This is a genomic window from Caulobacter sp. UNC279MFTsu5.1, assembly GCF_900114015.1.
In the GTDB taxonomy this organism is placed as follows: Bacteria; Pseudomonadota; Alphaproteobacteria; order Caulobacterales; family Caulobacteraceae; genus Caulobacter.
The window spans coordinates 21,699-47,223 of the sequence record NZ_FORN01000018.1 but is presented as its reverse complement, the minus strand read 5'-3'; the positions used below and the strand labels follow the sequence as shown (position 1 = coordinate 47,223).

The 25,525-nt window shown below is 70.0% G+C and carries 24 protein-coding genes; 14 read left to right on the top strand and 10 right to left on the bottom strand.

Features of this window, described 5'->3' with window-relative positions; all coding sequences use genetic code 11:
• The first annotated feature begins 129 nt into the window (after positions 1-129).
• From BM066_RS12115 to BM066_RS12080, 8 genes are all read left to right on the top strand, one after another.
• The gene (locus tag BM066_RS12115) at positions 130-774 is read left to right on the top strand and encodes a TetR/AcrR family transcriptional regulator (RefSeq protein WP_018062050.1); all 645 of its coding nucleotides are present in this window, start codon (positions 130-132) and stop codon (positions 772-774) included.
• Positions 771-1,757, top strand: a complete 987-nt coding sequence (locus BM066_RS12110) for an HlyD family secretion protein (protein WP_018062049.1) — start codon at positions 771-773, stop codon at positions 1,755-1,757. Before BM066_RS12115 ends, BM066_RS12110 begins: the two co-directional genes overlap by 4 nt.
• Positions 1,754-2,695: an ABC transporter ATP-binding protein gene (locus BM066_RS12105; protein WP_018062048.1), complete on the top strand. Its 942-nt coding sequence runs from the start codon at positions 1,754-1,756 to the stop codon at positions 2,693-2,695. The genes BM066_RS12110 and BM066_RS12105 overlap by 4 nt, the downstream gene beginning before the upstream one ends.
• Positions 2,692-3,870, top strand: a complete 1,179-nt coding sequence (locus BM066_RS12100) for an ABC transporter permease (RefSeq protein WP_049801099.1) — start codon at positions 2,692-2,694, stop codon at positions 3,868-3,870. Before BM066_RS12105 ends, BM066_RS12100 begins: the two co-directional genes overlap by 4 nt.
• Positions 3,871-4,198: 328 nt before the next feature.
• Positions 4,199-5,404 carry an OmpA family protein gene (locus BM066_RS27270; protein ID WP_026176546.1) on the top strand — a complete coding sequence of 402 codons (1,206 nt, stop codon included), beginning with the start codon at positions 4,199-4,201 and terminating at the stop codon, positions 5,402-5,404.
• A 462-nt stretch (positions 5,405-5,866) separates the two neighbouring features.
• Entirely contained in the window at positions 5,867-7,741 is a 1,875-nt protein-coding gene (locus BM066_RS12090; protein WP_018062045.1) for a ribonucleoside-diphosphate reductase subunit alpha, read from the top strand.
• 175 nt (positions 7,742-7,916) lie between these two features.
• Complete coding sequence (locus BM066_RS12085; protein ID WP_018062044.1) at positions 7,917-8,906, top strand: lipid A-modifier LpxR family protein; 990 nt, start codon at positions 7,917-7,919, stop codon at positions 8,904-8,906.
• A 115-nt stretch (positions 8,907-9,021) separates the two neighbouring features.
• Positions 9,022-9,357, top strand: a complete 336-nt coding sequence (locus BM066_RS12080) for an FmdB family zinc ribbon protein (protein ID WP_018062043.1) — start codon at positions 9,022-9,024, stop codon at positions 9,355-9,357.
• Here BM066_RS12080 and BM066_RS12075 read toward each other — a convergent pair.
• The 4 genes from BM066_RS12075 to BM066_RS12060 all read right to left on the bottom strand — a co-directional run bounded on the left by BM066_RS12075 (position 9,347) and on the right by BM066_RS12060 (position 13,214).
• Positions 9,347-10,681, bottom strand: a complete 1,335-nt coding sequence (locus BM066_RS12075) for a patatin-like phospholipase family protein (protein WP_018062042.1) — start codon at positions 10,679-10,681, stop codon at positions 9,347-9,349. The genes BM066_RS12080 and BM066_RS12075 overlap by 11 nt on opposite strands.
• Before the next feature lie 7 nt (positions 10,682-10,688).
• A complete protein-coding gene (locus BM066_RS12070) occupies positions 10,689-11,402 on the bottom strand; it encodes a PAQR family membrane homeostasis protein TrhA (RefSeq protein ID WP_018062041.1) in 714 nt (237 codons plus the stop codon).
• Between the two features lie 141 nt (positions 11,403-11,543).
• A complete protein-coding gene (locus BM066_RS12065) occupies positions 11,544-12,314 on the bottom strand; it encodes a sulfite exporter TauE/SafE family protein (protein ID WP_018062040.1) in 771 nt (256 codons plus the stop codon).
• 228 nt (positions 12,315-12,542) lie between these two features.
• Positions 12,543-13,214 (bottom strand): glutathione S-transferase family protein, encoded by a 672-nt coding sequence (locus BM066_RS12060; protein WP_018061509.1) that lies wholly within the window; start codon positions 13,212-13,214, stop codon positions 12,543-12,545.
• A 137-nt stretch (positions 13,215-13,351) separates the two neighbouring features.
• On the opposite strand from BM066_RS12060, the gene BM066_RS12055 reads away from it, so the two are divergent.
• Positions 13,352-14,392: a ribonucleotide-diphosphate reductase subunit beta gene (locus tag BM066_RS12055; protein WP_018061508.1), complete on the top strand. Its 1,041-nt coding sequence runs from the start codon at positions 13,352-13,354 to the stop codon at positions 14,390-14,392.
• Positions 14,393-14,699: 307 nt separating this feature from the next.
• Here BM066_RS12055 and BM066_RS12050 read toward each other — a convergent pair whose 3' ends face one another.
• The gene (locus BM066_RS12050; RefSeq protein WP_018061507.1) at positions 14,700-15,122 is read right to left on the bottom strand and encodes a DUF6491 family protein; all 423 of its coding nucleotides are present in this window, start codon (positions 15,120-15,122) and stop codon (positions 14,700-14,702) included.
• 211 nt (positions 15,123-15,333) lie between these two features.
• Positions 15,334-16,605 (bottom strand): dicarboxylate/amino acid:cation symporter, encoded by a 1,272-nt coding sequence (locus BM066_RS12045; RefSeq protein WP_026176469.1) that lies wholly within the window; start codon positions 16,603-16,605, stop codon positions 15,334-15,336.
• Between the two features lie 198 nt (positions 16,606-16,803).
• Between BM066_RS12045 and BM066_RS12040 the strand changes: the two genes are divergently transcribed.
• Positions 16,804-18,258, top strand: a complete 1,455-nt coding sequence (locus BM066_RS12040) for an AMP nucleosidase (RefSeq protein WP_018061505.1) — start codon at positions 16,804-16,806, stop codon at positions 18,256-18,258.
• 114 nt (positions 18,259-18,372) lie between these two features.
• Here the strand turns inward: BM066_RS12040 and BM066_RS12035 are convergent, their stop codons facing one another.
• Complete coding sequence (locus tag BM066_RS12035; RefSeq protein ID WP_018062009.1) at positions 18,373-19,125, bottom strand: alpha/beta fold hydrolase; 753 nt, start codon at positions 19,123-19,125, stop codon at positions 18,373-18,375.
• A gap of 210 nt (positions 19,126-19,335) precedes the next feature.
• Here BM066_RS12035 and BM066_RS12030 point away from each other — a divergent pair, with 210 nt between their 5' ends.
• The 4 genes from BM066_RS12030 to BM066_RS12015 all read left to right on the top strand — a co-directional run bounded on the left by BM066_RS12030 (position 19,336) and on the right by BM066_RS12015 (position 23,871).
• Positions 19,336-20,109, top strand: a complete 774-nt coding sequence (locus BM066_RS12030; protein ID WP_018062008.1) for a tyrosine-protein phosphatase — start codon at positions 19,336-19,338, stop codon at positions 20,107-20,109.
• Between the two features lie 156 nt (positions 20,110-20,265).
• Entirely contained in the window at positions 20,266-21,705 is a 1,440-nt protein-coding gene (locus BM066_RS12025; RefSeq protein WP_018062007.1) for an MFS transporter, read from the top strand.
• 40 nt (positions 21,706-21,745) lie between these two features.
• Positions 21,746-23,086 (top strand): aminodeoxychorismate synthase, component I, encoded by a 1,341-nt coding sequence (gene pabB / locus BM066_RS12020; protein WP_018062006.1) that lies wholly within the window; start codon positions 21,746-21,748, stop codon positions 23,084-23,086.
• Complete coding sequence (locus BM066_RS12015) at positions 23,083-23,871, top strand: aminotransferase class IV (protein WP_049801094.1); 789 nt, start codon at positions 23,083-23,085, stop codon at positions 23,869-23,871. Before pabB ends, BM066_RS12015 begins: the two co-directional genes overlap by 4 nt.
• Here BM066_RS12015 and BM066_RS12010 read toward each other — a convergent pair.
• The 3 genes from BM066_RS12010 to BM066_RS12000 form a co-directional block, all read right to left on the bottom strand.
• Positions 23,861-24,400: a TadE/TadG family type IV pilus assembly protein gene (locus tag BM066_RS12010; protein WP_018062004.1), complete on the bottom strand. Its 540-nt coding sequence runs from the start codon at positions 24,398-24,400 to the stop codon at positions 23,861-23,863. The two genes, BM066_RS12015 and BM066_RS12010, sit on opposite strands and share 11 nt — an antisense overlap.
• The gene (locus tag BM066_RS12005) at positions 24,397-24,966 is read right to left on the bottom strand and encodes a TadE/TadG family type IV pilus assembly protein (protein WP_018062003.1); all 570 of its coding nucleotides are present in this window, start codon (positions 24,964-24,966) and stop codon (positions 24,397-24,399) included. Before BM066_RS12005 ends, BM066_RS12010 begins: the two co-directional genes overlap by 4 nt.
• Positions 24,967-25,071: 105 nt before the next feature.
• Complete coding sequence (locus BM066_RS12000) at positions 25,072-25,509, bottom strand: pilus assembly protein N-terminal domain-containing protein (RefSeq protein WP_049801095.1); 438 nt, start codon at positions 25,507-25,509, stop codon at positions 25,072-25,074.
• Positions 25,510-25,525: the final 16 nt, after the last annotated feature.

The window sequence follows — 25,525 nt, the reverse complement described above, 5'->3', positions numbered from 1 at the left end:
TGGAGGTCCGGTTCTTCGACCTAGTGACATCGCGTTCACGTGCGGGCCTTCACGTGCGAGCGCCGAAGCTTGCGATCGTCGCCGTTTCGTATATAACTGACGGGTCAGTTATATATCTCGAGCTCCCCCATGCCCCCCGGCCAACCCAAGTGGCGACGACGCAGCGAGGCCCGGCCTGGCGAGATCATCGCCGCGGCGCTGGCGGTGTTCTCCGAGAAGGGCTTCGCGGCCGCGCGGCTGGACGACATCGCCGCCCGGGCCGGGGTCTCCAAGGGCGCGCTCTATCTCTATTTCGAGACCAAGCAGGACCTGTTCCGGGCGGTGGTGCGCGAGACGATCGCCCCGAACCTGGCGACGGTCGCGGCCTTCGTCGGCCAGAGCCCGCTGCCGTTCGGCGACCTGATCCGCCTGGTCTTCGCCCGGATCGCCGAGGTGATCACCGAGGGGCGCCTGGGCGCGGTGGCCAAGATGGTGATCGGCGAGTCGCGCAACTTCCCGGAGCTGGCCAAGGTCTGGCACGAGGACGTGGTCTCGGTGATGTTGGGGGCGATGAGCGGGGCGGTGGCCGCCGCCCAGGCGCGCGGCGAGGTGCGGCCCGGCGATCCCCAGCTCTACGTGTTCAGCCTGGCGGGACCCCTGCTGCTGGGGGTGCTGTGGCGCGAGGTGTTCGTGCCGGTCGGGGTCAAGCCGATCGACCTGAAGGCCCTGTTGGCCCAGCACGCCGAGGTCGTGCTGCAGGGCATGCTGGTCGAGGCCGGGGAGGGACGCGCATGAAGCCGCCGGTCCGCATCGCCCTGGCCGTCGCGGCGGTCCTGCTGGTCGGGTTCGTGGCCTGGCGGATCTGGGGGTCGGGCGCGGCCCATCCCCGGCGATTGTCGGGCTATGTCGAGGGCGAGACGCTGTATGTCGGGGCGTCGGCGGCCGGGCCGGTCAGCACGGTGTCGGTGCAACGCGGCCAGCGGGTGGCGGCCGGCCAGCCGCTGTTCGCCCTGGACGCCGGCCAGCTGGTCGCCGCCCGCGACCAGGCCGCGTCCCAGGCCGCCGCCGCCCAGTCCCAGGCGCTGGACGCCGCCAAGGGGCAGCGGCCCGACGAGCTGGCGGTCTATGACGCCCAGCGCGCCGCCGCCGCAGCCGCCCTGGCGGAGGCCCAGGCCGACTACAACCGGGTCGCGCCCCTGGCGGCCCGGGGGATCTATGCGCCGGCCCGGCTGGACCAGGCCAAGGCGGCGCTGAGGACCGCCCAGGCCAATGTCCGCACCGTCGAGCAGCAGCGCCGGGTCGGCACGCTGGGCGCGCGGCCGGACGCCGTCCGCGCCGCCCAGAGCCAGGCCGCCGCGGCCCGCGACCAGCTGGCGGCCGCCCAAAGCCGCCTCGACCAGATCAGCCCCCGGGCCCCGACGGCCGCCCGGGTGCAGGACGTCTTCTACCAGCCCGGCGAGTGGGTGGCGGCCAACCAGCCGGTGGTGGCCCTGCTGGCCGACGACCGGGTGCGGCTGCGCTTCTACGTGCCCCAGGCCGAGGTCGCGCTCTATCGGCCCGGGACGCGGATCGCCTTCGCCTGCGACGGCTGCAAGGGCGGTCTCTGGGCCCGGATCAATTTCGTCAGTCCCCGGGCCGAATTCACCCCGCCGGTGATCTACAGCCGCGACGCCCGCGACCGGCTGGTGTTCCTGGTCGAGGCCCTGCCGGACCATCCGGCCGACCTGCCGCCCGGCCTGCCGGTCGACGTGGTCCCGCTGAAGGGGGCGGGAAAGTGAGCGCGGCCGACCCCGCCGCCGCCGATCTGGCGGTGGATGTTCGCGGCCTGGACAAGTCGTACGGCGACAAGCACGTGGTCCAGGACCTGACCATCCAGGTGGGAGCGGGCAAGATCACCGGCTTCCTGGGTCCCAACGGCTCGGGCAAGACCACCACCCTGCGGATGCTGTGCGGCCTGCTGACCCCGGACGGCGGCGAGGGCGCGGTGCTGGGCCTGGACTTCCGGCGGCGCGCCGAGGCGATCAAGCGCCAGACCGGCTACATGACCCAGAAGTTCTCGCTCTACGAGGACCTGTCGATCCGCGAGAACCTTGACTTCACGGCCCGGATCTACGGCCTGGACCGCCGTCGCCAGCGGGTGGACGAGGCCCTGGACCGCCTGGGCCTGGTCAATCGCCAGAAGCAGCTGGCCGGCAGCCTGTCGGGCGGCTGGAAGCAGCGCCTGGCCCTGGCCTCCTGCGTGCTGCACGAGCCGCGCCTGCTGCTGCTGGACGAGCCCACCGCCGGGGTCGACCCCCAGGCGCGGCGCGAGTTCTGGGACGAGATTCACGCCCTGTCGGCCGAGGGCCTGACCGTGATGGTCTCGACCCACTACATGGACGAGGCCGAGCGCTGCCACGACATCGCCTACATCGCCTATGGCAAGCTGATGGCGCGCGGCACGCTGGACGAGGTGATCGGCCAGTCGGGCCTGACCACCTTCCGCGCCGAGGGGCCGGGGGCCGACCGCCTGGGCCGCGCGCTGTCCGAGGCGCCGGGCGTGGCCATGGCCGCGCCGTTCGGGGCCGCCCTGCACGTCAGCGGCCAGGACCGCGCGGCCCTGGAGGCGGCCATCGCCCCCTACCGCAAGCCGCCCTTCGTCTGGAGCGAGGTCTCGCCGACCCTGGAGGACGTGTTCATCCAGCTGATGGCCTCGTCGAAGGACAACTTCCAATGAGCGCCCGGTCGTCCGATCCGGGGGCTCCAGATCGCGGCCAATCTTCAGGTCGAGGATTGTCGCTGAACCGCATCCTGGCGGTGCTGACCAAGGAGTTCATCCAGCTCACGCGGGACCGGCTGACCTATGCGATGATCCTGGTCATGCCGATCGTCCAGCTGATGCTGTTCGGCTACGCCATCAATAGCGACCCGCGCGACCTGCCCACGGCGGTGCTGGTGCAGGACCACGGGCCGATGGCCCGCTCGACCCTCTCGGCCCTGGCCCACAACGGCTATTTCAGGATCGTCCGCGAGGCCGCCTCGCCCGAGGAGCTGGACCGGGCGATCGCCCGGGGCGAGGTGCAGTTCGCCCTGACCATCCCCGCCGACTTCACCCGCCGGGTGGTGCGCGGCGACGACGCCCAGATCCTGGTCGAGGCCGACGCCTCCGACCCCGCCGCCACCGGCGGGGCCATCGCCGCCCTGGCCAACCTTCCGCGCACGGCGCTCTCGCGTGACCTGGTGGGCGCGGCGGCCCAGACGGGGAAGGACCCGTTCGAGGTGGTGATCCACCGCCGCTACAATCCCGAGGCCATCACCGCCTACAACATCGTGCCCGGCCTGCTGGGCGTGGTGCTGTCCCTGACCCTGGTGATGATGACCTCGCTGGGCATGACCCGCGAATACGAGCGCGGCACCATGGAGAGCCTGCTGGCCACGCCGGCCAAGCCGATCGAGGTGATGATCGGCAAGCTGTCGCCCTATGTGGTGGTCGGCCTGATCCAGACGGTGGTGATCCTGATCCTGGCGCGGGTGCTGTTCTCGGTGCCGATGGCGGGCGGCTGGGACGCCTTGGCCTTGGGCGTGGTGTTGTTCATCCTCGGGTCGCTGTCGCTGGGCTTCCTGATCTCGACCGTGGCCCGCAACCAGCTGCAGGCCGTGCAGATGTCATTCTTTTACATTCTGCCGTCGATTCTGCTGTCGGGCTTCATGTTCCCGTTCCGGGGCATGCCGGCCTGGGCCCAGGCCCTGGGCAGCGTGATTCCAGTGACCCATTTCCTGCGGGTCGTGCGCGGCTCTTTACTTAAGGGGCTGGGACTTGCGGACCTGTGGACAAGTCTTGCCGCCCTGGCGGTATTTGTCGTGGCGATCGCCGCCGCCGCCATGTCGCGCTATCGCCGTACCCTGGACTGAGGTAGCCGGCGCCCTTTGTGCGCTGCGGTGGAATTCGCGGCCGAATGCGACGTTTTTAGGCGTCTGCGCAGGGCAAAACGTGCTCAAGGCCTTGCGCTGCGCGGATTCACGTGCGAACCGGTACCACGCTGGCGCTTTTTCCGAGACAGTCAGCCGAAACGCTCGGAAGTTGATTCTGTGGGGGCGGTCAGGTGTTCGCGGCGTCTTCTCTAAGGGGGCGCCGAAACCTGGCAGGTGTTGCTCTGCTGACACTTTCGCGGATCGTGCGCCTTGGTATAACAATGCTCGGTCGGTCTCGGCCGGTGCAGGGCAATAGAGGGCTCTTGATATGAAACTCCAACTCCTGGCGGGAGTGGCTCTGGCCGCGGTGTTCGCCGCTGGCGCCGCTTCGGCCCAAGAGACCGGCTGGTACGGCGCGGTCGACCTCGGCTATCACTGGCCCGAGGGCATCAATACCGAATCAGACTTGGCCCTGCGGGATGGCGCTCCGGCGCACTGGACCTGGTCGACCGACAACGACTGGGCCGGCTTCGTCCGCCTGGGCTACCAGTTCAACCCGAACTGGCGCGCCGAAGTCGAGGGCGGCTATCGCCCCGGCGACCTGACCAGCGTTCGCGGCAACCCGGTCCGTCAGCAGCCGTACGCGCTCTGCACGCCCGGCGTGACCCGCACCGCGGCCGCTCCGACCTGCGGCAGCCCGTCGGGCTCGATCGACTCCTGGTCGCTGATGGTCAACGTCCTGTACGATTTCGCGCCGGACTCGTGGATCAACCCCTTCCTGGGCGCCGGCGTGGGCATCAACCGCCTGGACGTCGACGCGCTGGGTCAGTTCAGCGGCGTCGGTCCGGTCACCGCGACCAACCCGGCCATCCAGAACCTGACCGCCGACGACGACGACATCGCCGTCGCGTGGCAGGCCATCGCCGGCGCTTCGATCAAGGCGACCGACAAGCTGAAGGTCGACGTGACCTATCGCTGGTTCGCGACCCAGGATCACGCCTGGCAAACCACCGGCTCGGGCCCGATCAACCCCGGCGCGTTCGAGGGCCAGTACAAGGACCAATCGCTGACCGTCGGTCTGCGCTATTCCTTCGCCGCTCCGCCGCCCCCGCCGCCGCCGCCCCCGCCGCCCCCGCCGCCTCCGCCTCCGCCCCCGCCGCCTCCTCCGCCCCCGCCGCCTCCGCCGCCGGTGCAGTACGAAGCGCGCGAGTTCATCGTCTACTTCCCGTTCGATCAGTACGTGCTGACGCCGGAAGCCCAGTCGGTGGTTTCGGAAGCCGCGACCTACGCGACCTCGGGTCACGCCACCAAGCTGGTGGTTGTCGGTCACACCGACACCTCGGGTTCGCCGAAGTACAACGCCAAGCTCTCGGAGCGTCGTGCGAAGGCCGTGGCTGACGCCCTGGTCGGCGCCGGTGTCGCCGCCGACACCCTGGCCGTTGACTGGAAGGGTGAAAGCGCCCCGGCCGTCGCCACCGGCGACGGTGTGAAGGAACCGCTGAACCGCCGTTCCACGATCTCGATCAACTTCTAAGATCAAGATCACCACCGAAGTTGAGGGCCCGGCGGCGACGCCGGGCCCTTTTCTTTTGCGTCGCGCGCCTTCGCGCCAAACCGAAGGGCGCGCGCGGGAGGGCGAAAGATGCGCCGTGAGCGTTGGATCGCCAGTCGGCGGGAGCTTCGCCGAGGCAAGGGCTTTTCGGCGGAATCCAGTCCGCGACCGGATCACTTCTTTGTGGCCCGCGACAGGGCGTCGCAGCGGCGATTGCCTAGGCCGTGCAACCCTTTGATCCTGCCCAGCATCTTCCAGGCGACCGTCGTTCGTTCACAGCTTGTTAAGAAAAAACTCGCCCGCGAGGCGCATCTCGTCGTTGACGAGTCATTAGCCACTGTGGCCCCATATGTGGGCTGAGGGGGCTCCTCGGCCACAAGATATAGCGGCTGGACGGGGCGTTCCCTTCTCCGGAACTCGCTGATTGATTATGGATTTTTGATCATGAGCAGTGAAGCGGCGAAGACGACGGCTGTCCCCCAGGCCCGCACCGAAGGCCTGCGGACCTCGGAACGGCCGAAACTGGCGCTGGTGCGCAAGGTCGAGGTCGACCGCTCGCGCGACGCCCTGCTGACCGATTTCGGCAAGACTACGCTGGAGGACCGCTACCTGCTGCCGGGCGAGTCGTACCAGGACATGTTCGCCCGCGTGTCGACGGCCTTCGCCGACGACGCCGACCACGCCCAGCGCGTCTACGACTACATGAGCAAGCTGTGGTTCATGCCGTCGACCCCGGTGCTCAGCAACGGCGGCGCCGAGCGCGGCCTGCCGATCAGCTGCTTCCTGAACGCCGTCAACGACAGCCTGGACGGCATCCTGGGCGTCTGGAACGAGAACGTCTGGCTGGCGGCCAACGGCGGCGGCATCGGCACCTACTGGGGCGGCGTCCGGTCGATCGGCGAGAAGGTCAAGGGCCAGGGCCAGACCAGCGGCATCATCCCCTTCATCCGCGTGATGGACAGCCTGACCCTGGCGATCAGCCAAGGGTCCCTGCGCCGCGGCTCGGCGGCCGTCTATCTGGACATCCACCACCCGGAGATCGAAGAGTTCCTGGAGATCCGCAAGGCGTCGGGCGACTTCAACCGCAAGTCCCTGAACCTGCACCACGGCATCTCGATCACCGACGAGTTCATGCACGCCGTCCGCGACGGCCACAAGTTCGGCCTGCGCTCGCCCAAGACGGGCGAGGTGCTGCGCGAGGTCGACGCCCGCGCCCTGTGGCAGAAGGTTCTGGAGCTGCGCCTGCAGACCGGCGAGCCCTACCTGATCTTCTCCGACACCGTGAACCGCGCCATGCCCCAGCACCAGCGCGAGCTGGGCCTGAAGGTTCGCCAGTCGAACCTGTGCAGCGAGATCATGCTGCACACCGGCGTCGACCACCTGGGCAAGGACCGCACGGCCGTCTGCTGCCTGTCGTCGGTCAACGCCGAGACGTTCCTGGAATGGCGCGACCACCCGATGTTCATCGAGGACATCATGCGCTTCCTCGACAACGTCCTGCAGGACTTCATCGACCGCGCCCCGGACGCCGCCTCGACCGCCGCCTACGCCGCCATGCGCGAGCGCTCGGTGGGCCTGGGCCTGATGGGCTTCCACAGCTTCCTGCAAAGCCAGAACGTGCCGTTCGAGAGCGCCCTGGCCAAGAGCTGGAACATGCGGATGTTCAAGCATCTGCGCCGCGAGGCCGACAAGGCGTCGATCGCCATCGGCGAGGAGAAGGGCCCGTGCCCGGACGCCGCCGAGCGCGGTTCGATGGAGCGCTTCTCGCACAAGCTGGCCATCGCCCCGACCGCCTCTATCTCGATCATCTGCGGCGGCGCCTCGGCCGGCATCGAGCCGATCCCGGCCAATATCTATACGCACAAGACCTTGTCGGGCTCGTTCGCCGTCAAGAACCCCTACCTGGAGAAGCTTCTCGAGGAGAAGGGCCAGAACACCGACGCGGTCTGGGGCTCGATCCTGGAGAACGAGGGCTCGGTCCAGCACCTGGACTTCCTCAGCCAGGACGACAAGGACGTCTACAAGACCGCCTTCGAGCTGGACCAGCGCTGGGTGGTCGAACTGGCCGCCGACCGCACGCCGGAGGTCTGCCAGAGCCAGTCGGTGAACATCTTCCTGCCCGGCGACGTCGACAAGTGGGACCTGCACATGCTGCACTGGCAGGCCTGGGAGCGCGGCGTGAAGTCGCTGTACTACCTGCGCTCCAAGTCGGTGCAGCGGGCGTCCTACGCCGGTTCCGACGTCGCCCTGGCGGGGCCGGCCAACGGCTTCGACGCCCCGACCAAGACCGACTACGAGGAATGCCTGGCCTGCCAGTAGCGGCCGACGCTCGGGAAACCCTGGACATCAACGGCGTCGCGGACCCCCGCGGCGCCGTTTTCGCGTCGGGAACCTAAGCCAATAAGAAATGTTCATGACGTGGGGATTTGTCCCATGGACGCCGTTCGAATTCCGAGTAGGCTTTCCGCGGGGACAAAGGGTTCTGGGGACCTGAATGCGCGCGTACACGGCATTGGCCGCGATCATTGGGATAAGCGCGCTGGCTGTCGCCGCGGCGCAGGCCCAGCCGATCGGATCCGCCAAGTCGTCCAGGCCTTCAAATAAGACGTCGAGCGCCGCCCGCAAGGCCGCCTCGCCCAGTTTCGTCGTCGACATGCGCGCCGGCGCGCCGATCGATCTCGGCGTCCGCAATGTCCGCCCCGCCGGCGCCGCCGTCGGTTTCGCCGAGGCGCCCGCCGCCAGGACCGGGCGCGCCAGCGATCCCAGCTTCGCGCTGTCGCCCGCGGGCGCCTATGGCGACGCCGGCCTGCTGGACGCCAACCGCTATTACCAGGACCGCGGCCCGGTCACCTGGCGGTCCAACGCCTTCGTGGTCGGCGAGGGCGCGCACGCCGTCGACTCGGTCCGCGTGTCGGTGGCCAGCGTCGCGCCGCAGGGGCGGACCCGGCCCCTGGCCCTGGTGCGGCCCGAGCAGGACAGCTTCGAGGATCGCGACGTCGACGTCACCGTCACCCGCGGCTGGCCGGCGGCGGTGTCGCTGGGGGCCGGCAAGTACGCCCTGGACGTCACGCCGCACGCCGGCCTGGGCTTCGGCGGGGCCGGCGGCTCGGCCGAGGCCGGGGCCACGGTGCGGTTCGGCAAGAAGATGGGCGACCAGGTCGTCAACTCGCTGGGCGTCGAGGACGGCCGCCAGTTCGGCCAGCGCGGGCGCTGGTACATGTTCGCCGCCGCCAGCGGCCAGGCCGTGGGCCTGAACATGCTGCGCAACGGCGACGGCGACTGGAGCCGGGCGGGGGTCACCACCGACGCGAGCAGCAAGCTGGTCGGCGACGGCCAGGCCGGCCTGGCCTGGCGCAAGGGACCCATGCAGGCCTCGTTCGGCTATGTGCACCGCAAGATCAGGGCCAAGGACCAGATCATGGGCATGGCCACCCAGAAGGACGAGATGGTCGCCTTTTCGTTCAGCCTCAGGCCGCACTGGTAGGCGGCCACGCCGGGGCGATGTGCTTCGGCGCTTGAGTTTCGGGCCCAGATCATGCAGCTAGCGCCCGTCCATCATCGAGCCTTCCGCCGGGCCTCCAGTCGAGCCATCACGCGCCATGAGCGATAGCGAGCCTCCTCGCCGCAAGATCCTGAGCCTGAAGAGCGGCGTCGCCGCGCCGGGCGGCCCGCCGCCGCTCGAGCGTATCCCGCGGCCGGCCGGCGCCAAGCGCGTGGTGCTGAGAGCCCCCGAGCCGCCGCCGCCCGCGCCGCCGCCGCCGACGGGCGACTTCAAGTGCAAGCCCTGCGGCACGCGCTTCGACCCGCCGTCCGAACTGGCCGACGAGGAGTCGGTGCGCTGTCCGTCGTGCAACGCCCGCCTGGGCCTGGCCGGCGACTTCCGGGCCGATCCGCCGCGCGTCGAGAAGCTGCGGGCCCGCTACCTCAAGAAATAGGCTCGTCCCGTTCCGGCGGCCGCGGGGCCTCCTGTTCGGCGAACGTCTCGTCCGGTGGGGCCAGGGTCGTGTCCGGCGCGAGGATGGGATCCTTGACCACCTGCCGCGGCGTCGGCGGCAGGCGCTTGAACAGGCCCCGCCACAGGGGCTCGGGCGTCGGGATGGCGCTGGACCACAGCCGGCCGTTGATCGCCAGGGCCTCGGCGTCGTCGAAGGTCTGGCGCATGACCGCGGTCTCGAACTTCATCATGTTGAAGTTCTCGAAGCTGGCGGGGATCGAGGCGGACCAGAGCGGCAGGTTGTGGCGGGCGCAGAAGCCGGCGGCCACGCTCAGCGCCTGGCGGTACGAGAACCGCAGCATGGTCTCGAAGCTGCGCCCCATGATCGAGGCCACGCCCGGCTGGGTGGTGCGGGGCGCGGGATCCAGCACGGTGTTGAAGATCACATAGACCCGGCCGCGCCGCAGGCGCTGGCCCAGGTCGCGCCAGCGCAGCAGGGCGTCGGGCATCAGGAACAGCGGCGCGGCGATGCCGCCGTCGGCGTGCATTTCCTGGTAGCGGGCCATGCCGCCGTCGCCGTCGGCCGCTTCGACATCGATCAGCTTGGGCGGGAACAGGCCGGGCAGGGTGGCCGAGGCCACGAGCACGTCGCGGAACAGCCGTACGGCGTCCTCGCCGCCCCGGGTGGCGATCTCGCCCATGTCCCAGATCGTCGCCTTCTGGCTGTCGAGATTGGTGGTGGCGATCAGCAGGCGGCGGCCGCGGGCGTGCTCGCGAGCCACGGCCTGGATCATGTCCAGGTCGACGAACGGCGCGACCAGCCCGTCCAGGGAGTCGCCGCGGAACAGGCTGAGACCCAGGGTCGGGCCTAGGCGCTTGAGGCTGAGCAGTTCGGAGGCGTGGCCGCCGATATAGGCGTCGGCCAGGCGGTCGTCCCAGTCCGGGCCGAGGAAGGCGAACGGCGCGATCAGGGCGCCGGTGCTGACGCCGGTGACGATGGCGAACCGCGGCCGGGTGCCGGCCTTGGTCAGGCCGACGAGCGCCCCGGCCCCGAAGGCGCCGCCGGCCGCTCCGCCCGACAGGGCCAGGATGTTGAAGTCCTCGCGGCCCAGCAGCGGCCGCATCGGGGCCAGGCGGTCGGCGACGCCGCGCAGGGTCTCGTCGGCCTCGTCGATGCTGAGCCGCACGCCCGGGAAACCGACGGCCTCGATCGCGCTGTCGGGCAGGCCGACGGGGGCGGGGGCCCGCTTGGCGCGTTGGGCGTTGGCCGCGCGATCCCGGAAGAAGGCCTGGACGGGATTCTTGGGGTCGGACGGCGTGCTCAAGGGTGGCTCAGGAGTGGCCGCTCGAGGCCAGGACCACCCCGACCAGCACGGCGGCGTAGTGCAGGCCGGCGCCGCCGATCACGTGACCGTGCCAGATCGCCCGCCGGAACTTCAGCCGCTTCATCAGGTAGAACACCGTGCCGGTGGAATAGATCACCCCGCCGATCGCCAGCAGCAGCAGGGCCACCCAGCCCATGCCGGCGATCATCGGCTTGATGGCCACCAGCACCAGCCAGCCCAGGGCCAGGTACAAAAAGACCCAGAAGCGCTTGTCCAGGCCCGGCAGGAACAGCTTGGCCAGCACCCCGATCCCGGCCACGCTCCAGACGGCGGCGGTCATGCCGATCGCCCACCAGCCATGCAGGTTCTGGGTGGTGAACGGGGTGTAGGACGCGGCGATCATGATGAAGATGCCGGCGTGGTCGAAGCGACGCAGCAGCGGCCGCCAGCGGGCCTTGGCGAAGTTGTAGGCGGTCGACAGCGACAGCATGGTGATCAGGCCGACGGTGTAGACGGCGATGGCCGCCACCTGGCTCAGCGAGCCCAGGCCGAAGGCCAGGCCCAGCATGATGCCGCCGCCCAGCAGGGCGCAGGCCAGGCCGGCCAGGTGCACCACAAGGTCGGCGCACTTGGCGGCCGGCGTCGGATAGTGCGTGGCCTGGACGACCGCCGGGACCGGGGCCGACGTCGGGGCCGGAATGATGCTGGTCGTCTCGGTCATGGCCCGCCCACTGTACGCGCAATCGATGACATATAAACGCCGATCATCGTGGCTGGGATAGGGCGCGGGACGATTTGACGCTGGAAGGGTGGGAGGTGTTCGGCGGGTGAGATCCGACGGGGTGAAACGCAAAATCCGTTGTCACCCCAGCAGCCCGTGCGCCCCGTCCCAGGCCAGCTTGGCGCCGACCGCGATCAGCAGCAGGTAGATGACCTTGTAGAAGCCCTCGGCGGGCACGCGGCGCACCAGCCAGACGCCGGCCCAGGTCGAGGCCAGGGCCAGGGGCAGCAGCACGGCGGCCGTGGTCAGCACCTGGGGCGTGAACTGGCCCAGGGCCACATAGGCCGGCACCTTCATCCAGTTGACCGTGGCGAAGAAGATGGCGCTGGTGCCGATGAACACGTCGCGCGGCAGGCGGCGGGGCAGGACATAGATCTGGAACGGCGGGCCGCCGGCGTGGGCGACCTGGCTGGTGAAGCCGGCGACCGCGCCGCACAGGGCGCCCAGCCAGGGCCGCGCCGGCCCGGCCTCGACCGCCTCGGCGGCCTTGACCGCTCGCTCGGCCCACAGCCGCTGCAGCGAGAAGGCGATCGAGATCAGGCCGATCGACAGCTCGACCGCCGCCACCGACACCCGGGCCGCCAGCAGCCAGCCGACGAAGATGCCGACCGCCGCCGCCGGCAGCATCAGGACCAGCAGGCCCCTGTCCCAGGTCTTGCGGAACGACCAGACGCTGACCACGTCCTGGGCCAGCAGGATCGGCAGGGTGATCGCCGCGGCCAGCACCGGCGAGACGACCAGCGCCATCATCGGCACCGCCACCACCCCGATCCCCGCGAACCCGCCCTTGGCCAGGCCCAGCAGGATCACGGCGGGCACGGCGACGGCGTAGAACAGGGGATCGGTCAGCATGGGAGGGTGGTAGCAGGATCGTGGCGGCCGCGTCATCCGCCGGGAGCCCCCTCCGGCCCTCCGGGCCACCTCCCCCAGAGGGGGAGGATCTACGCTGTGCAGATGCTCCCCCTCTGGGGGAGCTGTCGCGAAGCGACTGAGGGGGTCTTTGGGCCCGCGCTCTCGGCCTAGCCTTCGCGCGCGGAGCCGCATCCGAATTCCTGGCGGTAGGAGCTTCCGCGAACCTGCCTACCCCGCCGCCCCCTTGCTCTCCCAGCCCTCCACGAACGGAAACCGCTCGGCCCAGAAGTCCGCCAGCCGCGGATCCGCATCGACCCGCCGCACCACCTCGGCCATCCGCGGCGCCACCTCGTAGAACCGCTCGCGCCGCGGGCCCCAGCGGCTGACCACGGCGACATAGAGGTCGAGCACCGTCAGCGCGTCGCCGAGCAGATAGCGCCCCGGCGCCAGCTGCGCCTCCATCATCCCCCAGCACGCGGCGATCCGCTCGGCCGTCGCGGCCTTGATCCGCGCCTGGACCTCGGGGTCCGGCCCGCCCAGCCGCGAGGGATCGTCCCGCACCCAGAACAGCGAGTAGATCGCCGCCGGCACGAACACCATCCAGCGCAGGAACTGGCCGCGCAGGGGCGAATCGGGCGACGGAGCCAGCCGCGCCTCGGGGAACCGGTCGGCCAGCCAGATCAGGATGGCGGCGCTCTCGGTGATCGTCTCGCCCTCCGGCGTGACCAGGGCCGGGATCTGTTTCAGCGGATTGACCCCCGCCACCTTGGCCTGCTGGGCCGCGCCCTCCCAGGTCGGCGCCTCGACGACGGCGTAGGGCTGCCCCAGAAGGGTCAAAGTCGCTTCGACGGGCACGGACCCCGAGCCAAGCGCGCCGTAGATGGTGTAAGCTTGATTCATCTTTCGTTACCCAATCTACCCACAACATGTTGTGTGCTGCGACGTCGTGGCCACTAGATGATCCCGACGACCGCGCGCTACCAAGAGAGCCTAACCGTCCGTCCGATTCGCGTCCGCCTGCCCTGGAGCCGTCCTCGATGTCCGCCAAGCTGATCACCACGCCCGGCCTGCTGACCCCCTCCGGCGCCTACAAGCCCTTCCGCTACCCGTGGGCCCACGACTTCTGGAAGAAGCAGCAGCAGGTCCACTGGATGCCCGAAGAGGTGCCGCTGGGCGAGGACCTCAAGGACTGGGCCGTCAAGCTGAACGACAAGGAACGGAACCTGCTGACGCAGATCTTCCGCTTCTTCACCCAGAGCGACGTCGAGGTCGCCGACAACTACATGGAGCGCTACGGCCGGGTGTTCAAACCCACCGAAGTGAAGATGATGCTGTCGTCGTTCGCCAATATGGAGACCATCCATATCGCGGCCTACGCCCTGCTGCTGGAAACCATCGGCATGCCGGAGAGCGAGTTCGGCGCGTTCATGGAATACCAGGCCATGCGCGACAAGCACGACTTCATGCAGAAGTTCGGCGTCGACTCCAACGCCGACATCGCCCGCACCCTGGCCATGTTCGGCGGCTTCACCGAGGGCCTGCAGCTGTTCGCCAGCTTCGCGATGCTGATGAACTTCCCGCGCTTCAACAAGATGAAGGGCATGGGCCAGATCGTCTCGTGGTCGATCCGCGACGAGAGCCTGCACTGCGAAGGCATCATCAAGCTGTACCACACGTTCAACAAGGAGACCGGCGCGGTCACCAAGGCCGTGGCCGACGACATCGTCGACTGCTGCAAGACGGTGGTGACGATGGAGGACGCCTTCATCGACCTGGCCTTCGAGGCCGGCGACGTGCAGGGCATGACCCCCGACGACATCAAGCAGTACATCCGGTTCATCGCCGACTGGCGCCTGCGCCAGCTGGCCCTGCCGGAGGTCTACGGCGTGAAGGAAAACCCGCTGCCCTGGCTGCAGTCGCTGCTGTCGGGCGTGGAGCACGCCAACTTCTTCGAGGCCCGGGCCACCGAATATTCCAAGGCGGCCACCCGGGGCCAATGGCACGGCGCGGAGGGCGTGTGGTCGAGCTTCGACACCATGCTGCAGAAGCGCTCCGAGAACACCCTGCCGGCGGAATAAGCCAGAAGAAGCAGGGATAAACGGGGATAACATGCCGCCGCCCTCGAAAGGGGGCGGCGTTTTCTTTGGCGGGAGCCTGGAGCTGGTGATCGTGCGGGGCAGGGGGAAGCCCACGCTCCGTGGCGCAGGGCTGTCGCCTATGGATTTTCCGGGAAAAGAGCTGTCATCCCGGACAAGCCCGGCGAAAGCCGGGCGCCGATCCGGGACCGCGCGCAAGCGCCTGAGTTCACGCGTCGATCCCGGATCTTCGCGCTGCGCGCTTCGTCCGGGATGACAATGGGGCCTTCAGCGAAACGCTACGACAGCCTTACGGCCGGTCCTTCTTCGGGATGGCCGCGACCTGTTCGGCCGAGAGCTTGGTGATCGACTTGGCCATGATCGGCATGGCGAAGCCGAAGCCGTCGGAAACCCGCAGGTCCAGGTCGAGCGGATGGCAGACCGAGTCGACGCCGCGGACCACCGACACCAGGTGCACGCCGGGCGAGGTCAGCTGGCTGGTGCCGTGCGACAGCTTCACCTGGTAGACGTCGCGGTTGCGCACCCGCAGATACAGCGTGTCGCGGTCGGGCGCGCTCCAGCCGTCCCAGTCCGACAGGTAGAAGCAGCTGCGGGCCGGCTTGGCGGCGGCGTCCTTGGCTTCGTCGGGGGCGTTGGCGGCCAGGGCCGGCGCCGAAGCGGCCAGCAGCGCCGTCGTCAGCAGGCCGGCCCGGATCGTGGATTTGACGTTCATGGCGTTTTCCTAACCGAGATCCCTCGGGGGAAGAGATTGGTCTTCTCCCCCTTGAAGTCAATCGGTCGCGCTTGGGTTACGCCGAGTTCCGGTTGAGTTGGAGAACAGCCGGAGATTGTCATCCCGGCAGCCTCTACGAGGCTTCCGGGATGACAGCGGATGAGAGGCTTCCGATAGTCTCGGGCGGCCAGCCGCTCGATTGAGCGCGGACCTAGGCCTTGGCGGCTTCCGCTTCGGCCGCGACGTCGGGCTCCGGATCGTCCAGTTCGCCCTCCCACTTGGCGACCACGGCGGCGGCGACGGAGTTGCCGACCACGTTGGTGGCGCTGCGGCCCATGTCCAGCAGGTGGTCGACGCCCAGCACCAGGGCGATCCAGGTCTCGGGCAGGCCGAAATAGGTCAGGGTGGCCATGATGACGACGAGCGAGGCGCGCGGCACGCCGGCGATGCCCTTGGAGGTCACCATCAGCAGCAGCAACATGAAGATCTGCTGCTGGATCGACAGGTGCACGCCGTGGGCCTGCAGGATGAACACCGTGGCGAAGGTGCAGTACAGCATCGAGCCGTCGAGGTTGAACGAATAGCCCAGCGGCAGGACGAACGAGACGATGCGGCGGCGGATGCCCAGCTTGGGCAGGGCGTCGAGGATGCGCGGATAGGCGGCTTCCGAGCTGGCGGTCGAGAAGGCCAGCAGGGCCGGCTCGCGGATGGTCCCGAACAGCGGAACGGCCCGCTTGCCCAGCACCAGGAAGGCGGCGATGAACAGCAGCAGCCACAGCGTGCCCATGGTGGCGTAGAAGCCCAGCACGAACTTGCCATAGACCGCCAGCATCGACAGGCCCTGGGCGGCGATGGTCGAGGCCAGGGCGCAGAAGATCGCCAGCGGGGCCAGCTTCATCACGAAGCCGGTGACCTTCAGCATGATCTGGGCGCCTTGCTCGGCCAGCTCCAGGATGTGCGGGGCCTTGTTGTCGAGCGAGGCGACGGCGGTGCCGACGAACAGGCTGAAGACCACGATCTGCAGGATCTCGTTCTTGGCCATGGCGTCGAAGATCGAGGTCGGCACCAGATGGGTCAGGAAGCCCTGCAGGGTGAAGGTCTCGGTCGAGGCGGCCGGGGCGTTGGCGGCGGCGCTGGTCGCCTCGTTCAGCACCAGGCCCGCGCCGGGATGCAGCAGGTGCACCATCAGCAGGCCCAGCAGCAATGAGACGGCCGAGGCGCTGATGAACCAGCCCATGGTCTTGGCGCCGATCCGACCCACGGCGGCGGCGTCCTCCATGTGGGCGATGCCGGCCACCAGGGTGGTGAAGACCAGCGGGGCGATGATCATCTTGATCAGCCGCAGGAACAGGTCGGTGCCCATCTTGAACCACTTGACCGCCTCTGCGGTCTGGGCGGGGTCGAGATACTGGTTGCAGACCCAACCCACCAGGATCCCCAGGACCATGGCGGCGATGATCAGGAAGGCGAAACGTCTATTCATGGGCTCCCCTCTCGGGCGCGGGCCCGAGCGATTGGTCGTGGCGGCGGCGGCCGAAGGAAAGGGCAAGCTTTCCGCCCGGCCGCCGCCGCGCAGGTCATTGCGACCCTTGTGGCCGACGAATTCGGCTTCGTCCATGCCTTGAAGACGGCCCGTCGGCCTTAGCCTGGAAATGCCGGCGGAACGCTGATATAGGGCGCCATGTCAAACCAAGAAAAAGCAATCGCCGCGGTCGAGCGGCTCAATCAAGAATACGAACGCGCCGTCGACGCCCTGCGGACCGCGCTTCGCGCCTATCTCGAACACGGGACCCGGCCCGACCCGCAGACGCGGTTCGACGGCACGTTCGCCTATCCCGAGCTGCGGCTGATCTACGATCCCGAGGCCCTGCCGCCCAAGCTGGCGCGCTCCTACGCCCGGGTCAGCCGGCCCGGCGTCTACGCCACCACCATCACCAAGCCCAACCAGTTCCGAGACTACCTGGTCGAGCAGCTGACCCTTCTGCTCGACGACTTCGAGGTCGAGATCGAGATCGATCGCTCCACTCAGGAGATCCCCTATCCCTACGTGCTGGACGCCAGCATCGACCTGAACCAGGCCGACGTCCGCAGCGAGGACATCGCCCGCTTCTTCCCGACCACGGACCTGGCCTTCATCGGCGACGAGATCGCCGACGGGGTCTGGAACCCGGCGATGGAGGAGAGCCGGCCGCTGGCCCTGTTCGACGGCCTGCGCACCGACTTCTCGCTGGCCCGGCTGAAGCACTACACCGGCGCCCCGGCCGAGCACGTCCAGCAGTTCATCCTGTTCACCAACTATCATCGCTATGTCGACGAGTTCGTGCGCTGGGGCATCGAGCAACTGGGCCAGGAAGGCGGCCCTTACGAGGGCCTGTCGTGCTCGGGCGGGCTGATGATCACCGCCAACACCGCCAATCCCGAACTGGCGGTGGCCGAGTCGACCTGGCGCAAGCACCAGATGCCAGCCTACCACCTGATGGCGCCCGGCGGCCGGGGCATCACCCTGGTCAACATCGGCGTGGGTCCGTCCAACGCCAAGACCATCTGCGACCACCTGGCGGTGCTGCGGCCGCAGGCCTGGCTGATGATCGGCCACTGCGGCGGCCTGCGCGACACCCAGACCATCGGCGACTACGTGCTGGCTCACGCCTATCTGCGCGACGACCACGTGCTGGACGCCGTGCTGCCGCCCGAGATCCCGGTGCCGTCGATCGCCGAGGTCCAGCGCGCCCTCTACGACGCCTCCAAGGCGATCAGCGGCGACAGCGGCGGCCAGCTGAAGAAGCGCCTGCGCACCGGCACGGTGGTCACCACCGACGACCGCAACTGGGAACTGCGCCACAGCCTGTCGGCCCTGCGCTTCAACCAGAGCCGGGCCGTGGCCATCGACATGGAGAGCGCCACCATCGCCGCCCAGGGCTATCGCTTCCGGGTGCCGTACGGGACGCTGCTGTGCGTGTCGGACAAGCCGCTGCACGGCGAGATCAAACTGCCGGGCCAGGCCAACGCCTTCTACGAGCGGGCGATCAGCCAGCACCTGCAGATCGGCATCCTGACCTGCAAGCTGCTGCTGGACGAAGGGCCGAACCTGCATTCGCGCAAGCTGCGGGCCTTCGACGAGCCGCCGTTCCGGTAGGCGCGCGCGAAACCCCCTCAGTCGCTCCGCGACAGCTCCCCCAGAGGGGGAGCATTTGGCTCGGACCAGATCCTCCCCCTCTGGGGGAGGTGGCCCGAAGGGCCGGAGGGGGGCCTACGGCGCTTCCAGAAACGCGACGATCGCCTCCGCCAGCCCCGGCTCCATCACCGCGCTCAGGTGATCCCCCGGGACCCGCGCCGCCCGGGCGTCGGCCATCATCGCCGCCAGCCCCTCGACCGAGCCGTTGTCGTCGTCCCGCTGCCCCGCCACGACCAGGGTCGGCGCGTCGATCGCCGCGATCTCTTCCGCCGACGTCGCCACGAACGAGCTCAGCGCGCCCAGCATCGCCTCGGGCTTCAGCCCGCCCGCCGCCATCATCGCGTGGACTCGGCGACCGGCGCGCGGGTCCTTGGCCGCGTCGCCGTGGCGGATGGCGTCCTCGAACATCGCCGCCCGCGCCCCGGCCTCCATCAGCCCGCGCTCGCCCATCCCGCCCAGCACCAGCTTCCGCGGCCGGGCCCCGCGCGCCACCATCCGCACCGCCGTGCGCGCGCCCAGCGAATAGCCGACCAGGTCGTAGTCCTTCAGGTTCAGGTGGGCGACCAGGGCCTCCTGGTCCATGGCCAGTACCTCGCGTGGCCAGGCGGCCGGATCGGCCGGGGCGTCCGAGCGGCCGTGGCCCCGCAGGTCGGGCGCGATCACCCGCCGGCCGGCGGCGGCCACGGCGGCGGCGATCCCCGGCAGGAACCAGTTGCTCTCGGCGCTCGCCAGGAAGCCGTGCAGCATCAGGGTCGGCCAGCCTTCCCCAAGCGTGCGGTAGCCGATGGAGACGCCGTCGAAGCTCTGGAAGCGGTGCAGGTCGGTCATCGGGGCAGAGTGGCGCCCGGCAGTTCACTCTTCAATCCGCTCATCCCGGCGAACGCCGGGACCCAGATCCCGTAGCGGTGCGGTGGGTTGGAGAGGCTCAGCGCTCTTGGCGTCAACCACACCGTCATTCCATCTGGGTCCCGGCGTTCGCCGGGATGAGCGGTGTTTGGATGTCTCGCTTTCGTCATCCTGTGGCGCTAACACGGCGCCATGACCCGTCATATCCCGCTGCAAGGCGTCGAGAACTTCCGCGATTTCGGCGACTACGCCGCCGGCGCGGGCCGGCTGAAGAAGGGCGTGCTGTTCCGCGCCGCCCACCAGGCCCAGGCCACCGACGACGACCTGGCGGCCATGGCGGACCTGAACCTCTGCACCATCGTCGACCTGCGCCGGCCCAACGAGCGCCAGCGCGATCCGTCGCGGCGCTGGGAGGGTTTCGCCGCCGAGGTCATCGACAACGACCTGGGCGTGACCGGCGAGGACCCCTGGCATGCGTTCCTGCGGGAATCGGACCTGTCGGTGGCGTCGATCCGCGGCTATCTCGTGGAGTACTACCGCCGCGCGCCGTTCGCCGAGCGGCACCTGGACCTGTTCCGCCGCTACTTCCAGGCCCTGGCCGCGGCGCGCGGCCCGGTGCTGGTCCACTGCGCGGCGGGCAAGGACCGCACGGGCCTGCTGGCCGCCCTGACCCACCACGTGGCCGGGGTGGGCGACGACGACATCGTCGACGACTACCTGCTGACCAATGACGAGGCGCGCTTCGCCCGTCGCGGGCCGAAGTTCGCCGACCTGCTCGAGGCCGAGCTGGGCCGCCGCCCGTCCGACGCGGCCGTGCGCGCGGCCATGGGCGTCGAGGCCGACTACCTGGCCACGGCGATCGCCGAGATGAAGGCGCGCTACGGCTCGCTCGACGGCTACCTGGACCAGGCGGTCGGCCTGGACGCCAAGGGCCGCGAGGCGGTGCGGGCGCATATCCTGCTGTAAGCGCTGGACGCCACCTCCCCTGCGATGCGGGTGAGGAGGAAGAGCGGACGGAGGGGGCGTCCTCCGCATTCCCCTCGTGACAAACGCTCGTTTCAAAGTCACGGTCTCCCCCAAGCCGCCGCGTCAGACGACGGCCCTGTAACAGGGTGGAGCAGCATGAGTGAGGTCTCGGCCGCCGCGGCGGTCCCAGCCGGGGGCGAGCCGGTCGCTCCGCCGAAGTCGGGCCTGCCGCGTGGCGCGCTCGCCTGGATTCTGCAGCAGGGCTCGCGCGACCCCTATGTGATCCTGATCACCATCTACATCTTCTCGCCCTACTTCTCGCGGGTGCTGGTCGGCGATCCGGTGGCGGGCCAGGCCCTGGTGGCCAACATCTCCACGACCTACGGCGTGCTGACCGCCCTGACCGCGCCGCTGCTGGGCGCGATGATCGAGCAGTACGGGCCGCGCAAGCCGATGCTGGGCGGGGTGCTGGGCGTGATGGTCCCGGCCCTGGTCGCCCTGTGGTGGGCCATGCCGGCCGGGGGGCTGCCGCTGATCGCCACCAGCGCCCTGCTGACCGTGCTGGGGCTGGTCTACAACTGGGGCGACGTGCTGAGCAATTCGCTGCTGGGCCGGGCCGCCGGGGTCGTCCCGGGCCGCGCCGCCCTGATCTCGGGCCTGGGATACGCCGTGGCCAACGGCCTGTCGGTGGCCCTGCTGATCTTCATGCTGTGGGGCATGGTGCTGCCCGGCCAGGTCGACTGGCCCGGCGTGCCCCACGCGCCGCTGTTCGGCCTGGACCCGGCGAAGAACGAGCCCAGCCGGATCTCCGGCCCCCTGTCGGCGGCGGTGATGCTGCTGGGCGCGATCCCGTTCTTCCTGTGGACCCCCGACGCCGCCCGCACCGGCCGCAGCTGGACGGAAAGCTTGCGCGCTGGGATCACGATGCTGCGCGACATCTTCGCCAACCTGCGCGGCCACCGCGACGTCGCCCTCTTCCTGGGCGCGCGCATGCTCTACAACGACGGCATGACCGCGCTCCTGGTGTTCGGCGGGCTGCTGGCCGCCGGCCTGATGAAGTGGGGCGCGCTGGAGATGCTGGCCTACGGCATTTCGCTGAGCGTCTTCGGGGTGATCGGCGGCCTGGTCGCGCCGTGGTTCGACCGCGTCCTGGGCCCGCGCAAGGCCGTGCAGCTGGAGATCGCCGGCTCGCTGGCGGTGCTGGTCGCCACCCTGGGCATGGGCCGCGAGAAGATCCTGTACTTCTGGTCCTACGACCCGGCGGCCCACGCGCCGATCTGGAACGGGCCGCTGTTCCGCACCGCGCCGGAGCTGATCTATCTGGGCCTGGGCCTGCTGATCGCGGTGTTCGTCACCGCCCAGTACGCGTCGAGCCGCACCCTGCTGATCCGCCTGTGCCCGCCCGACAAGACCGCCGCCTTCTTCGGCCTCTACGCCCTGTCGGGAACCGCCACGATGTGGCTGGGCTCGCTGCTGGTGGCCGTAGCGACGGCGATCTTCAAGAGCCAGGTCGGCGGCTTCCTGCCGGTCGCCGCCCTGCTGCTGCTGGGATTCTGCGGCCTGTTCCTGGTCCGGGGCGGCGACCCGGAGGGCTGATCCGGTAGCCTTGGGACGCCGGGGGCGGTATCACCCGCCGATGCGTCACGTCGTCCTCATCAGCGCCCCCTGGCGCGACCCGGTCTGGGCCGCGGCCCCGTGGCGGGACGAGCCCTTCGCCTGCGCGATGATCTCCGGCGGCCAGGCCGGGCGGTGGTCCTACCTGCTGCGCGAGCCGGACGCCACGCTGGCCCTGGACGCCGCCGACCCGCGCGACCCCTTCGCGGCCCTGGCCGAGCTGGTCGGGCCGCCCCAGGGCGTGGACCCCGACGGCCCGCCGTTCCAGGGCGGCGTCGTGGGCCTGGCCGCCTACGAGCTGGGCGACCGGGTCGAGCGCCTGGACCTGCCGCGCACCGGCTGGCCGGACCTGGCCTGCGCCCGCTATCCGGCCCTGCTGGCCTTCGACCACCTGCAGCGCCGGGTGCTGGCGATCGGCCGCGGCGGCTCGCAAGGCTTCGCCCGGGCCCGCGCCGAGTCGGCCCTGGGCTGGCTGGACGGCCCGGCGCCGGCGCTGCACGACGGTCCGCTGTGCGAGGGCCTGAGCGCCAGCGACGGCGAAGCCTACGAGGCGGCGGTGGCCGAGGTGGTCGAGCGCATCGTCGGCGGCGAGATCTTCCAGGCCAATATCGCCCGCGCGTGGACCGGGCGGCTGGCGGCCGGCGCCCATCCGTTCGACCTGTTCGCCCGCCTGCGCGCCGACAGCCCCGCGCCGTTCTCGGCCTATCTGCGCCTGCCGGGCCGGGCCCTGGTGTCCAACTCGCCCGAGCGGTTCCTGAAGGTGTCGGGCGACGACCTGGCGATCGAGACCCGGCCGATCAAGGGCACCCGTCCGCGCGGCGCCGACCAGGCCGAGGACGCTCGGCTGATCGCCGAGCTGTCGGCCAGCGCCAAGGACCGGGCCGAGAACCTGATGATCGTCGACCTGATGCGCAACGACCTGGCGCGGGTCAGCCCCCCCGGCAGCGTCGCGGTTCCCGAGCTGTTCAAGGTCGAGACCTTCGCCAACGTCCATCACCTGGTCTCGACCGTGACCGGCCGACTGGGACCCGGCCTGGGGCCGGCCGACCTGCTGCGCGCGGCCTTCCCGCCCGGCTCGATCACCGGCGCGCCCAAGGTCCAGGCCATGAAGGTGATCGCCCAGCTGGAGACCCCGCGCGGCCCCTATTGCGGCTCGCTGTTCTGGGCCGGGTTCGACGGGGCGCTGGAGTCCAGCGTGCTGATCCGCACCGTCGGCCTTGAACAAGATCGGGAAGGCTGGCGTTTGGAAGCCAGGGCCGGGGCCGGCATCGTCGCCGACAGCGACCCCCACGCCGAGCGCCTGGAGACCGAAGCCAAGTTCGCCGCCCTGCGACGGGCCCTGATGGAGCCGCCCCGCGGATGACAGCCTTTCCCTTGGATGATCGCGGCCTGCTGCTGGGCGACGGCCTGTTCGAGACGATGCTGTGGACCGGCGGCGGCCTGCCGCATCTGGACGCCCACCTGGCCCGGATGGCGGCCGGCTGCGAGACCCTGGGCCTGCCGGTCTTCGATCAGGACCAGGCCCGCGCGCTGTGCCTGGCCGCGCCGGGCGAGGCCGGGCTGGGCGAGGTCCGCACCGCCGTACGCCTGACCCTGACGGCCGGCTCCGGCGGCCGGGGGCTGGATCGTCCGGTCGCTCCGGTCCCGCGCCTGGCGGCGACGGCGGCGGCCGCGCCGGTGGTCGCCACCCCGGTCGACCTGGTTCTGGCCAGGACCCGCCGCAACGAGGGCTCGCCCGCGTCCCGGCTGAAGACCCTGTCCTATGTCGACAACGTCCTGGCCCGCGCCGAGGCCCGGGCCGCCGGCGCCGACGAGGCGGTGATGCGCAACAATCGCGGCGACCTGGCCTGCGCCGGGGCGGCCAACCTGTTCTGGGTGGCGGGCGGTTCGCTGTTCACCCCGGCCCTGCATTGCGGCGTGCTGGACGGCCTGGCCCGCCGGCGGGTGATGGCGGCGGCGCGCGAACTGGACGTCGAGGTCCACGAGGTGGCCAGCAGCGCCGAGGCCCTGGACGCGGCCGAGGCGGTGTTCGTGACCAACAGCCTGATCGGCGTGCGGCCGGCGCGACGCTTCGAGGGCGAGACCTTCGGCCCCCACGCGCTGGTCGAGCGTCTGGGCGAGGCGTTGCGCGACCCCGTCAGGTCTTAGAGCGCGTCACCTGCTCGGAGAGGCGGGGCTTCAGATAGTAGGTGCGGCGGAAGGTCAGGGTCTGGGGGATGACGGCCTTGAACATCGAGTTGTACTCGTAGCTGGCCTTGCTCATGATCACGCTCTGGCCGGCCGGCAGCACGCTGACCGGAATGTCGACCACGGCGCCGGCCGAGGGGCAGTTCAGCGGCGCGTTCGACTTTTCCGACCATACGACCACATCCTTGCCCTGGGCGTCGGAGGCGATGCTGACCAGGCACATCCGCAGGCTCGAGGCCGGGAACGGCGACATCAGCACCTGGCCGACGCTGAACAGGTCGGCCACCCGCGCGTCGGTCAGTTTCTGGTCGCGGGCCACCACGTCGCCGATCGACGAGGTCAGGTGGCTCAGGCGCCGCTGGGCCATCATGGCCTCGGTCAGCTCGGCCATGCCGAAATAGAAGAGGATCAGCACCGGGGCGATCAGGGCGAACTCGACGGCCGAGACGCCGCGGCGATCGCGCCAGAACCGGGAAAGGCGGCGGGTCATGTGCATTTGATCGCCACCGGGGTCTCGGAATAGGGCTCGTTGGCGAACACCGCCGCGAACGTCACCTGGCGCTCACCGGACGCGCCGCCGACCGCCTCCTGCAGCAGCGGGGTGATCAGCGGCCACTTGTAGTAGCCGCGCACCAGAACGATCGAGCCGGGGCCGCCGGGATCGAAGCAAGTCTTGCCGCCCGTGGGCGCGGGCAGGTTGTTGGTCTGGGCGAACGAAGGCAGGACGCGGACGTCGAGGGTGATCGACGAGGCGCACGAGCCGCCCAGCCAGGACATCTTGCCGCACACCGCGTCGCGGAACGTCGTGGCGTCGCCGCCGCTGGTCTGCAGGGCCCCGGTGCGGATCGTGCGGTCGACGTCGGCCAGGGCGTTCTCCAGGCTCATCGACACCAGGAAGGTGAGGCCCAGTTCGATGATCGCGAACACCAGGACCAGGAAGGGAATGGCGACGAAGGCGAACTCGATCGCCGCCGCGCCGCCGTCGGCCTGGGCGAAGCGGCGCAGCAGGCCCAGACGGGCCAGGAGTTGGCGATGGTGTCGGGCTCGATCGGCCATGGCGGCGTCCGCGTCAGCGCCTTCTGGGAACGGCAGGCGACGCAATCTAGGCCGCGCGTCCCTAATCAGGGGTTTAGGCTCGCGCGATCACGCGGCGAGCCGGCTTCAGGGCGTGGGCAGGGCGGCGGCCGCGGCGGTCGCCGCGGCGGGCTCCGCCGGGGCGGTCGCGCCGCCCAGCAACGAGCAGCGCTCGCCGCAGGCATAGGTCGCGGCGTTGACGCCGCGCTGAACGACGACGGCCTGGGTGGGAACGTTGGAGACCACGACGTCGCGGTCGGCCAGGGCGCGGCCGTGGGCGTCGAAGGCCAGGATGGTGGTGGCGCCGGCCTTCTTGCCCATGACCACCAGCGTCCGCTCGTTGACCAGGCTGACGTCGGCCACGGTCGGATCGCCCACCACGATGTCGCGCACCGGCGCGCCCAGCACGATGCGCGCGGCGGCGCCGGCGCTGACCGATAGCGGGGCGGACGGGCTGCCGGCGGCGGCGACGGTGGCGACGGAGAGGCTCAGACCGGCGCAGAGGACGAGAGTCAGGCGGCGCATGAAGGTGTCTTCCCAG